Source organism: Solidesulfovibrio alcoholivorans DSM 5433 (assembly GCF_000702665.1).
In the GTDB taxonomy this organism is placed as follows: Bacteria; Desulfobacterota; Desulfovibrionia; order Desulfovibrionales; family Desulfovibrionaceae; genus Solidesulfovibrio; species Solidesulfovibrio alcoholivorans.
Genome location: NZ_JNJA01000036.1, coordinates 1 through 10,099, shown reverse-complemented (window position 1 = coordinate 10,099; position 10,099 = coordinate 1). Strand labels below are relative to the sequence as shown.

Sequence of the window (10,099 nt, the reverse complement as noted above, 5' to 3'; positions counted from 1 at the left end):
AGCAGGACCGGGAAGAGATGGAGGTGCTTTTCACCTTCCTGGCGGAGCGCTACGAGCGCGGCAGCGTACTGATCAGTAGCAACCTTGTCTTCTCTCAATGGGACAAAATCTTTAAGGATTCCATGACGACAGCGGCAGCCATCGACCGGATGGTCCACCATTGCGTCATCCTGGAGCTCAACGGTCAGAGCTACCGGAACCAGGAGGCTCAAAAACGGAATGCGGTCTCACAGCCGCGTGGCGATGATGACGGACGCGGGGCCGACCTCAAACCCGAAGATCACATGGCTGAGGCCGAGGTGGATGCACAAAAATAGTTGTCGTCAGTGCCCAAGAGTAATTGACGCTGAGCATTCATGCGAAACCGGCGTTACCGATGCGGTCTCATGCGCAGAGTGGCCAGGTATTACCCCGAAAATTTGGTGACCGTGGATGTTCAGGTACGGATTCTTTACCGGAGAAGGACCAAGATCGGGAAGGACCAGGTAGGCGAGAGTGTTAGCGCCAAATGCTTGAGGGTGACAGCTGGCGCGGGTAAAAGTTCTAGAAAATGTGTTATCTTCCTTAATTTATAGCACTATTTTCGGTCTGCCCCCGTTCATCCTGGAAGGGGAGGTACGTTATTTTCCTGGTTCTACCACTTTACCCTCGATTTCAGGTATGTGGTGCTCAAAAAACCGGGGTAAGACTTTTAGCTGTACCACTGGTGGGTATTTTTTATCTCATTTTTGGCAGATTCTAACCACTTTTTGTTTTTAATCGACACGCGGCGAAATCATCGTAAATACGTATAGAAAAAGTGCGTGAAATTAGGAAATACGTTGTCGTACTTTGCCGTTAAATATAATTACATCTTTTAGCTTAGTTTCTTGGCCAGTATCTTTTTATCAACACCACTAATAAGTATGTAGTAATAGCGTTTATATTTTATGATAGAGCAAAGAGGACTAACAAGATTTCTGTCGTAATTAAAGGAACTACTAAGAGTTTCGAAAACTTCCCCGTTAGCCATTTTGATTATGGTTCCTGTTTGTATGCCATCTTTCTCCTTAAATATATTGAGGCACTGGCTATACTTAATATTATCGTCAGTATATCCAGTGGATGATAAAAACAATCCTAACATAATTATGCCAGAATAGATAGACTTAGTTTTCATTGCAAAGGTCCTGTTCTTTGTCGTATTTTTGTAAAATATGGTCCAATTTGGATCGGAAATTATTACACAATGCTACTCCAACTTCGGAGTAAGATCGTGATAGCTCTCCATAGATTTCAACAGATGTTGTATCCATAATTTTAAAAAGCTCGTGAATTGGACGAAATGAAACAAGTATTTCATCCTTTAATGATAAAAGGTCTTTGTTGTCTGGCATATTCTATCCTTTTGCTTTAAATGGTTGCAGATACATTCAAGCATAAGGATACCCTGGAGTAGGGGGATGGTCACGGTCCCATGGGAATGGCGCTGATACTGTCACAGAGAAAACAGGTCGTTGGGCCGGAGCGGGGTTTTCCCTGCGATTTTTACCGTGGGGGATAAAGGGGACCCGTCGAAGAGAAACGGCCCAGGAGGGGGCCCTAGGGCGCGAAATAATGGGGTGTCCGGGGCGCTGGGGCATCTGCCGTTCCCCAACCCATCCCCAATCCTGGTACGAGATTTTAACAAGAATTTTTATAGGGAATCATTGACACCATTTTCGGACAAGCGCTATATCGGCAGTAAATTTATCTGAAGGAGTACTTTTATGATCGATAAGAAGCTTTTGTCTGAAGCTAAAGATATCGCTAAAGACCAGATGCGTCATGGAAAAATCCATTACTCTGATTTTGAGAAAGCTACTAAAGCTATTTATGATGATTTGTTGCAAATGGAAAATTTGGCATCCTTCGATGTTAGTTCTATAGAAGCTGAAGCTCCTCAGATCGCGCTTTCTGTTGCTCCAGCATCCAAATTCAAACATGAAAAAGTTGCCGGTAAAGTTCGTTGTGCTGAATGTGGTAATACGTTCAAGACATTATCAGTAAATCATTTGCGTATCCATGGTATTACTCGTGAGGAGTACATGGTCAAGTATGGTCTCACTGATAAGGATATGCAAGGAGATATCGAACGTAAAGTTAAAACGGGTGATGATAATGCTCTTACTATCATGAGTTATATCATGAAAGAGTATGATCTTAAACGAGCAGAAGTTAAACCTTTTGTGACGGAGTATGGGTTTAGTGACATTAAAGGGTTGATGGCACAAGCGAAAGATAAGGGTATTCCTGCTCTTAATCTTTTGAAAGAGAAAGCTCCTGCTTCTAAGAAAAAAGAGAAGTAGAAGCTGGATGTAATATCAAGTGGACTGGCCCACGTCAGTCATTAAATCAGGGGTTGGCGTGGGTCACAGTAATTTTAAGCTATTTAAAGTTGCCTTTCTGCTTCTGTTGAAAGCACTGTAAAATACTAGGACATTTTATGATCACTACGTCCTACTTCGCACGAGAAAAAGATATTGCAAATCCTGTTTGTATTGCCCAAGTTAAACCTTCTTGGAGCAAGTCAAGGGAATATAAAAAGCTTGCTCCTCCATGGGCTTTAGTAGATCGCTACAAAAGAGGGCTTGTAACTCCGCAACAATATACTCAAGAATTCACGTTCGTAGTTTTATCTCTATTAAATCCTGTAGAAGTAATGAACGAGATTGTATCTTTATTTGGAGAAGATGCGACTTTACTTTGCTATGAGAAGTCAGGTGATTTTTGTCATAGGAGAATAGTCGCTGCATGGATAGAGAAAGGGACCGGTGTAGTGGTTCCTGAGATGAAGTTTTAGAATGTATGGAAAAATCTCAATGGTTGTATGGGAATAGTTGCGCATCATGGCCCACGTCGCCCTGTGAAGTTTTTCTCCCCCCGGCCTAGACGATCCCACAATTTACACCATCACCGGGGACTCTACCTCCATATTATCAGGTTGGGATCCTTGCCTTCACGTCGGAGTTCGTCTTCAAATAGTTTCTGAGCCAAGTTTGCTGTCTCTTTTGTTGGTCCCATAAAGTGTCCGTCGTCTGATATGAACACCTTGTCGTTTTGGATTTTATAGCTGTCTTTCATTTTAAAATAAGTAGGTGACAAAAAAGGCTCTCGGAATTTTTCCTTGTAAAAAAACGATTCCCCGTTGACTTTTATCTCTGTAATCATCCCGTCAGTGCTGTATTGTGCAATGACGCCAGGTGTCCCGCTAAGAGCAAAGACTAAATGTCCATCGGTACCACTTTTTACCCAGCATGGCAAAGTCAGTTTAACTTCGTCGCCGACCTTTTGCGGACAACGTGCACTTAAAACACCATTTTTCAGTTTGGTAAACGACGAGAGGTCTTTTATCTTAAGGTCGACTTTTCCTTTCAGAATGACGATGCCAGGGTTGTATTTTTCGTCATATTCCGAAATTTTCCAGTTTCGTAGCTGGGTCCATACCCCGTCTATAAACAAGAACTTCGCTAAGACAAGCGCGGCTAGCGGAAGTATGATTTTTTTCCACAGCATAGCCGCTTTTCGCTCGCGCCCTGATGTTAAATTTTTGTAACCTCCTATGGCAAAAAAACAAATTACAGTAATAATGCCGTATGCTGATGAAAGGATATTTATGTTTATCAGGCCTTTAAAAATGATAGGGAGGCCATCTCCGCCTGGAAACGGAAGGTATGCTGCGTAACGTTGCGATAGATAGGCAGAGGTGAAGCCGTATGAAAAAGAAGCGAGGACCCGTAACGTCTTTGGTAAACTTTTTAAAAAACAAAATAGCGATATGTATATAAAGGCAACTGCTCCAAGTGAAAGCGCGGCTGTTACAATCGCTAAGACAATAGACAATAAGTTAAGGAAATATCCTGATATCTCAAAGCTAAATCGCGAATTAAGTGAAGAAAGATATTCATGAAAGGTGTGACCGACGATCTTTGCTGGATATATAATTCCAAGCAATGGAAAGTATAATATTGGAAGAGCCAGGAAAAATAATATAATATAAATAATGAAGAGCCCCCCCTCGCCGGAGTGAGCAAATGCTTCGCAGGAATTGCTAGAGCAAAAACTATTGGAGGCCTCCTCTTTTTTCCGTTGGGCAGCAATGCGCTCTGCATTTCCTTTCAACCATCCATCGCTATTTGTACATCCAGACCATGAAGTTCCGTCTAGACCAGCCTGCTTAGTCATTCTGCGAGTGTCATAATCTTCAACCATTATAGTTACCCCCTGAATCCGTAAACCGCATCAGTTCAACTGGCTCATCCGGTTAAAGCGTACTTCATTTCTGTATGGCTAAGCTAAAAGCATAAGCTGTCTAGGATCATTTTACTTTACTCTTGTCCGTTGAGTGCTAACGAGATCGAGGATATTGCAGCACTGAAACAGATTCCACTGCACCAGTCGGGCCAGATAGTGCAGGTTGATGCCGATCTTTGACAGGAACTTCTGGTAGGCCAGGAGCAGGTACGCGATCATCGCCATGTAGACTTGGGACAGAACGGCATTTATTGAATTACCGAAAAACGACTTGATCTTGAGGTTCTGCTTGATGAACCGGAAAAAGATTTCGACCTGCCATCGCTCTTTGTGCCGGCTGCGTCATATGGTTGGTAAGGAATCAAAGCACCTCCCGGTTTCCTAATCCCGATAGCCGCCGCAGCGCAAGGTCATGGTTTTTTCGCAAATGGTGATTTGGATGATGTGATCGGAGGTGACACCGTTGCCCGATCCATGTGACCAGGACCCGTCGGATTTACAGAACTGCCTGTACCACGTGTAGTCGTTATAGCCCCGGTCAAAGACCACGATTGATCCCTTGGGCAGTTTGAGCAGCTTGGCGATGTTGACCTCATGGTATTTAGCTTCGGTGACGGTGACCACCTCCGTGAGATAGCCGTTATGGTCTATGACCGTGTGCATCTTGATGCCGCCCTTGGCGTTCGGAACTTGGCCCAGGGGAACAGGGCCAGGCATAAGTCGATGACCGATGCGTCAAGGCTGACCAGCTTGTTTTCAAGAGAAAATTGGTGCTCCGGAGCTTGAGAAAGACACCTCGTGTAGAGTTCGTCGAACAGGGCTTCAAAATTAAGTCGTGATAGAAGTGACGGGGGTGTTGATCGATAAAATTAATTGATTTTATTTGCTTTTTCATCATCTGCCTTTGCTTTAGCTTCATTGCCAATTTTTCTTAGAACAATGGCTCTGTATTTATATGCCTTAGCATATTTAGGATTTAATTTAATGGCTGCCGTGAAGTCAGCGATGGACTCATCATACTCTGCGTTGTTATAGTAGGCAATGCCTCGATTTAAATGAATAGTAGCTCTCTGTGAGTCACAACCAAGTCCTTCTTCAAGGCATTGCGTCCATAAGTTGATTAATTTAGGATAATTTTTGGTCTGCTGACTACTCATTTCATAAGCATCATCACATTTTCCTCCAAAGCTGCTACCAACAATAAAAAAATTTCCAAGCAAAAAACAGATGACAGCTGTCGTCTTTAGCATTTTCTCCTCGCTTTAATAAAATATAGTTACGAGAAAGCATTATTTTGCTTTTTGCATTGTTTCAACTGCACTGGGCTGAACATATATTTTGTTATCAATCAACACAATCGGCAGCTTGACACTGCCAGAAAATCCTGCAGCAATCATCCGTTTAGAAAATTCTTTCTCTATGGCGGGGCTGTTCACATCTTTAAAAGTGAATTTTACTCCATATTCGTTTAAATCTCCAAGGAATTGTTTGGAAGATGACGAAGAGATGCTGTAAACGATAACAGTTTTTGTTTGGCTATATGCTTCAGTGTCTGTGCCTTTGCTCATGTTGTTTTTTATTAAAGAAACAAGGTTAGGTCTGATTGACATTTTCCCTTTATCTATTACAACAGGAAGGTCGACACTATTGAGTCCAGCATTGATCATTAATTTCGTAAATTCTTTGTCGTTTGCTGGATTGTCAATATCTTTGTAAATAAATTCAATGTTAGCTTGTTTTAATTCTTTTCGGTACTTGCTAGTAAAGCCGCATGAATTCCGGCCATAAATAACAAGCCCTTGTTCCGTAGTTGCTTCTGAAGTAGGTGATTCGTCGGGTGGTGATTTAACCTCTTCGTTAGTAATTTTCTTTTTATCTTCATCTTCTAACGTGGGTAAGCCAGGAGTCTGTTCGCCGGTGTGAAGTGACATTCTCCCTGGGATGCCTCGAGATAAAACTTGTGCATTTGTTGAAGAGTATAAGTTGACTGCCGCACAAACAATAGCAACTATAAAAATTGAGCGCATTGTTATCCCCTTTAAATTCTTTTTGTTTATTGATTGGCGTATCAAAAAAAGTTTTGTATGAGGAAAACTTCTGCGTATGGATTAAAAACTCGGCTGCGTCGCCTTGGTCTCGTGACCAATCTTAGGCTTAGGATTGTTGAGTGTTAATTGGACACGAGAAAATCCCGCTAGCTCGCCACTGTCGTAGCTTATTATTCTGGCCGACATCATAAATGTAGAAGAAGTATAAGCATAGGAAGGTGTTTTTTTATCGGGATCAGTCTGTAATCCATAGTAATATTCAGTCTTATCCCCAGGCTTTTGAAGGAGAGGTTTCCCATATTTTTCTATCAGTAGTTTTCCTGCTTCAGAAAAAGAACCCTTTAAAAACAAATCATAGTGTATGGTGTTGACTCTGCCAGTGTCATCATAAGAAATTTCTATCCGAAAAGAACCAGGAGCATCTTTATATACTGCAGTAGCACAATCGACATCTTGTGGGCAAATGTCAAGAAGTTTAAGTGAACCACGTTGGGAGTAATTCCAGCCGTGTTCATTGGCAAATTTCTTTATATCTACAACGTTCATTGTGACTTTAAGACCTCTTATATCAAAATCTTCTGCCCGTCCATCACGACCGAGGCTTTTTGTATCAGGGCAGTCTGTTTCTGCTGCAATGGAGTTGCTAGCTAAAATCAAAATGCAACAAAGTATTAAGAAGAAAAAAGAAATCCCTACATTTTTATTAAAAAACATCTCTTGTCCTCCTATGGTTAGTGTCTTAGGGGTACGACAGTCTGAAATAAGAAGAAGTATTAATTAGTATATTTTATTGTAAGATCCAACCGCTTGTGCTTTTTATCAATGTAACAGGAGCATCTATGTGTCCATCTTTGATGTCAAATTTGCCAGATTTAGAAACAATGTCATAAGTAACGTTAAATTTTAAAGTATAGTCGTTAGGTTGGACTTTATTCGTTAGTTTAAAATTTTGAAGTTTTTTGTAGTTTGACATTTCATCGAGTTTATTTTGAAAAATTTTTTCTATTTGGCTGTCGTTTGGGACACTTGAGGATGAGCAAGATGAAAAAATTAAAACAAAAATAATAATAACGTATGAGTACTTTTTCATTTCTTTCTCCTTGGGGTTGAATAAAAAATGTCGTGTTGGGCTATAGTTTTGGTTTAACAAGATCTCCGTTGCTACTGTCTTCTTGTAGTTTATTGTTAATCCCTGTATTTAACATTTCCCAAACGTCAGAGCATGATTTCCAGGCTTCTGGATAGTTAGTGAGTTCGTAATTCATAAATACAACAAAATTGTTTTGATCTAAAGTTAGCTCTGCACGCATAACTATTCCTAAATTTTTTTCAAGTCCTCCACAGTAATCCACAACACCTTCATGTATTGAAGATAAACTTGCTCTGTCTGGACTCAACCTTTTTTTTAAAAAGTTTTCATTCCTGTATTTTTCAGGTGTTCCGTCAAACCAATATAAATATAAAACATGTCCCCATTTGTATTCGAGCTGCCACTGACCGTATTTTTCAATCAAAGATGTCTTTATTGCCGAAAAAGTAGGTAGATTTTTTTCAATAGTAAAATTCATATGTCGAGCAATTGAAATTAATATAGTTGGATCTTGCACGCTGAAAAAGGTTTGAATATAATCTGATCTGTCATAATCTCCTACTGGATTATAGGCATCATATCCGAGATATATTTCAGGCAATCTAAATCCTTTGTGCTGAAAACTATGTACTGACTTTTTGTATTTAAAATTAGGGAATTCTTTTTGAATCGCAGCTTCAACTTTGGTTGGCTCTTCTCCTAACCGTATTCCTGCGATGTTCCAGTTGGACTTTGTTTCAGCATATAATCCTACAGGTGATAGTAATATAATAAAAAAGATGAGCATGCAGTTCATAGCTACTCCTTGGGTGATGGGTTGATAATATTTATTCCCTTGCGCATGGATCTTTAATAAGTAGCTATATTTAGTGTTTGAAAAATTAGCTCGATTTTAGAGGAAGCTACTTAATTCGCGTAGCGCGCCATTTTTCATCAAGTTTTGTAAAACGCAACCTTTCCTGAGAGGTTTCTCCATCAAGAATGGCTAGGACTGTACAATCATAAGTGTCATCACCAATCTTGCTACATTTCATATCAGAAACTTTGACGTGAGGGATTTTGTCTAATTCAACCTCATCGGCTCCGAACATAGCGCCTAATTCTTTCGCCATACTTTTATTCATTACATCAATGGCCGCACCAGCCTCTAACTTTGACGGGCCAGAACTGCAGGCAGTAAGCAACAAACAAAAAAGCAATGCGACAGAAATTACTAAAAAACGCAAGCAATAAAACATATGACAGGCTCCTCTAAGGAAAAGTTATGAGACAATTATTTCTCAGCGCTTTATGTCGCTAGAGAAAATAATACCCTGCATTAGCCAATCTCTGTAAAAAGTAGAAATCTATTTCAAATGTTCAGTTTTGACTGCATCAAATTGCTGGTCAATATCTGAATTGATAAGTGAGTAAATCGAACTAGTTGAATTTTTTAAGAACGCTTCTTTGTATTTGGGGAATGTACTTTTTAAAATGGATACAGCTTCATCTTCAGATTTCCCGGCCATCGCTGCATAGAAAATAATTGTTTCAACAAGGTCGATGTAGGGTGTTGCTGCTTTTGTATTATAGTCTTTTCTTATGCCTTGAATAAAATCAGAGAGAGTCTTTGAGTATTCTTTTTTAAACTCGCCAGGCTTTGCGAGTCTAAACTTTCCAGAATCAAAAACAATATAATAATCAGGGTACATTCCGTACGGCGACGAGTATTCTACTTTCTTCAGTATGTTCGATTTCTTAAGTAATTCTGTCGCCTGTATTCCAACTGCTATCGGGATATTGTTTGCAATATTCTCTTTGTTGTTGATGACGCCTTGTCCGCTATCAATTGTTGTAAGGATTAAGTTTCCTGGTGTTTTGGTAATAAAACGTTCCGTCATACAGCATGATCCTCCACCATTTGAAATTGGAATCGCAAGAGTGATCATTTCTTTTACAGGAAAATCTTTAACAACATAAGCGTCACTAATTTGATCCGTTCCGGCGAGCCCAGTATCCTGCTCAAATATTTTGTTGCGTTTGTAGATTGCTACTACTTCTTCTTGACCTTTTGAAATCTCAACACCATAAAAAATTATTTTGTTGTCAGTGTACTGAATATCTTTGCTTTTATTGTTGGTAAAATCTGTAATTGGCTCTGTAGTGTATGCAAAAGCATTGTCAATTAAGCATACAGTGAATGTCACGACTACTAAAAAGAAGAAAGACATAAAAATACTATTATGAAGATAAATTTTCTTTATCACGATTGCGGTCCTTTTTTGCGATATTGTTAATATCGATTCTTTGTTTGATATTGTGGAATATGTCAAGGGGAATAGGGTGAAAATCTTATGGTAATCTGAATTTTTATGTTTCGCACAATGGTTATAATTTTAGATGGTTACAAAAAAATGAAGATATCATACTGAAATAATTATTTATTAATATTCTCCAGCCCTCTCCAACGTCCTTTTTTCTCCTCCCCCGAGCAAAAACCCCGAGCAAAAACCCCTTGACCTCCCCAGGTCAAATCCGTACTTACCCACCTCGCCAACGACGCGCCAACGAAGCCAACGGTTTTGGCCCCCAACTTTTTCTTGGGAACGAAAGATTTGGGGTTGACTTCGGGACGAGTTTGGGGCATTTAGCCTGTTCCCTGATTCTGTTTATAGGACCGTAGCTCAGGGGGAGAGCGCTTGCTTGACAC

12 protein-coding genes and 1 pseudogene are annotated in these 10,099 nt (G+C 40.2%); 3 read left to right on the top strand and 10 right to left on the bottom strand.

Going from position 1 to position 10,099, the window contains the following annotated elements; translation table 11 throughout:
- The 3 genes from Q368_RS0122355 to Q368_RS26275 form a co-directional block, all read left to right on the top strand.
- On the top strand, positions 1 to 317 hold a 317-nt coding region (locus tag Q368_RS0122355; protein WP_029461236.1), incomplete at its 5' end, for an ATP-binding protein.
- Positions 318 to 1,748: 1,431 nt separating this feature from the next.
- Positions 1,749 to 2,327, top strand: coding sequence for a MucR family transcriptional regulator (locus Q368_RS25260; RefSeq protein ID WP_084158980.1), 579 nt, complete (start codon positions 1,749 to 1,751; stop codon positions 2,325 to 2,327).
- Positions 2,328 to 2,464: 137 nt separating this feature from the next.
- Positions 2,465 to 2,821: a DUF488 family protein, N3 subclade gene (locus tag Q368_RS26275; RefSeq protein ID WP_156955874.1), complete on the top strand. Its 357-nt coding sequence runs from the start codon at positions 2,465 to 2,467 to the stop codon at positions 2,819 to 2,821.
- A 122-nt stretch (positions 2,822 to 2,943) separates the two neighbouring features.
- Here Q368_RS26275 and Q368_RS26270 read toward each other — a convergent pair whose 3' ends face one another.
- From Q368_RS26270 to Q368_RS26235, 10 genes and pseudogenes are all read right to left on the bottom strand, one after another.
- The gene (locus tag Q368_RS26270) at positions 2,944 to 4,230 is read right to left on the bottom strand and encodes a hypothetical protein (protein WP_156955873.1); all 1,287 of its coding nucleotides are present in this window, start codon (positions 4,228 to 4,230) and stop codon (positions 2,944 to 2,946) included.
- Between the two features lie 111 nt (positions 4,231 to 4,341).
- Positions 4,342 to 4,590: pseudogene (locus Q368_RS27515) on the bottom strand (IS4 family transposase); the annotation flags it as partial.
- A 63-nt stretch (positions 4,591 to 4,653) separates the two neighbouring features.
- A complete protein-coding gene (locus Q368_RS24245; protein WP_052360357.1) occupies positions 4,654 to 4,935 on the bottom strand; it encodes a hypothetical protein in 282 nt (93 codons plus the stop codon).
- Positions 4,936 to 5,141: 206 nt separating this feature from the next.
- Entirely contained in the window at positions 5,142 to 5,522 is a 381-nt protein-coding gene (locus Q368_RS25255) for a tetratricopeptide repeat protein (RefSeq protein WP_084158978.1), read from the bottom strand.
- Positions 5,523 to 5,561: 39 nt separating this feature from the next.
- Positions 5,562 to 6,299 (bottom strand): thioredoxin domain-containing protein, encoded by a 738-nt coding sequence (locus Q368_RS26260; protein ID WP_156955872.1) that lies wholly within the window; start codon positions 6,297 to 6,299, stop codon positions 5,562 to 5,564.
- Positions 6,300 to 6,380: 81 nt separating this feature from the next.
- Complete coding sequence (locus Q368_RS26255; protein WP_156955871.1) at positions 6,381 to 7,034, bottom strand: hypothetical protein; 654 nt, start codon at positions 7,032 to 7,034, stop codon at positions 6,381 to 6,383.
- Positions 7,035 to 7,107: 73 nt separating this feature from the next.
- Complete coding sequence (locus Q368_RS26250; protein ID WP_156955870.1) at positions 7,108 to 7,410, bottom strand: hypothetical protein; 303 nt, start codon at positions 7,408 to 7,410, stop codon at positions 7,108 to 7,110.
- 40 nt (positions 7,411 to 7,450) lie between these two features.
- The gene (locus tag Q368_RS26245; protein ID WP_156955869.1) at positions 7,451 to 8,206 is read right to left on the bottom strand and encodes a hypothetical protein; all 756 of its coding nucleotides are present in this window, start codon (positions 8,204 to 8,206) and stop codon (positions 7,451 to 7,453) included.
- Between the two features lie 106 nt (positions 8,207 to 8,312).
- Complete coding sequence (locus Q368_RS26240) at positions 8,313 to 8,648, bottom strand: hypothetical protein (RefSeq protein ID WP_156955868.1); 336 nt, start codon at positions 8,646 to 8,648, stop codon at positions 8,313 to 8,315.
- Between the two features lie 108 nt (positions 8,649 to 8,756).
- Entirely contained in the window at positions 8,757 to 9,656 is a 900-nt protein-coding gene (locus Q368_RS26235; RefSeq protein ID WP_156955867.1) for a hypothetical protein, read from the bottom strand.
- Positions 9,657 to 10,099 lie beyond the last annotated feature (443 nt).

Bases quoted from the DNA above. Each gene is read 5' to 3' on its own strand.
- Q368_RS26260 (WP_156955872.1), bottom strand. From the start codon at position 6,299: ATGCGCTCAATTTTTATAGTTGCTATTGTTTGTGCGGCAGTCAACTTA.
- Q368_RS26270 (WP_156955873.1), bottom strand. From the start codon at position 4,230: ATGGTTGAAGATTATGACACTCGCAGAATGACTAAGCAGGCTGGTCTA.
- Q368_RS25260 (WP_084158980.1), top strand. From the start codon at position 1,749: ATGATCGATAAGAAGCTTTTGTCTGAAGCTAAAGATATCGCTAAAGAC.
- Q368_RS26255 (WP_156955871.1), bottom strand. From the start codon at position 7,034: ATGTTTTTTAATAAAAATGTAGGGATTTCTTTTTTCTTCTTAATACTT.
- Q368_RS25255 (WP_084158978.1), bottom strand. From the start codon at position 5,522: ATGCTAAAGACGACAGCTGTCATCTGTTTTTTGCTTGGAAATTTTTTT.
- Q368_RS26245 (WP_156955869.1), bottom strand. From the start codon at position 8,206: ATGAACTGCATGCTCATCTTTTTTATTATATTACTATCACCTGTAGGA.
- Q368_RS24245 (WP_052360357.1), bottom strand. From the start codon at position 4,935: ATGCACACGGTCATAGACCATAACGGCTATCTCACGGAGGTGGTCACC.
- Q368_RS26275 (WP_156955874.1), top strand. From the start codon at position 2,465: ATGATCACTACGTCCTACTTCGCACGAGAAAAAGATATTGCAAATCCT.
- Q368_RS26250 (WP_156955870.1), bottom strand. From the start codon at position 7,410: ATGAAAAAGTACTCATACGTTATTATTATTTTTGTTTTAATTTTTTCA.
- Q368_RS26240 (WP_156955868.1), bottom strand. From the start codon at position 8,648: ATGTTTTATTGCTTGCGTTTTTTAGTAATTTCTGTCGCATTGCTTTTT.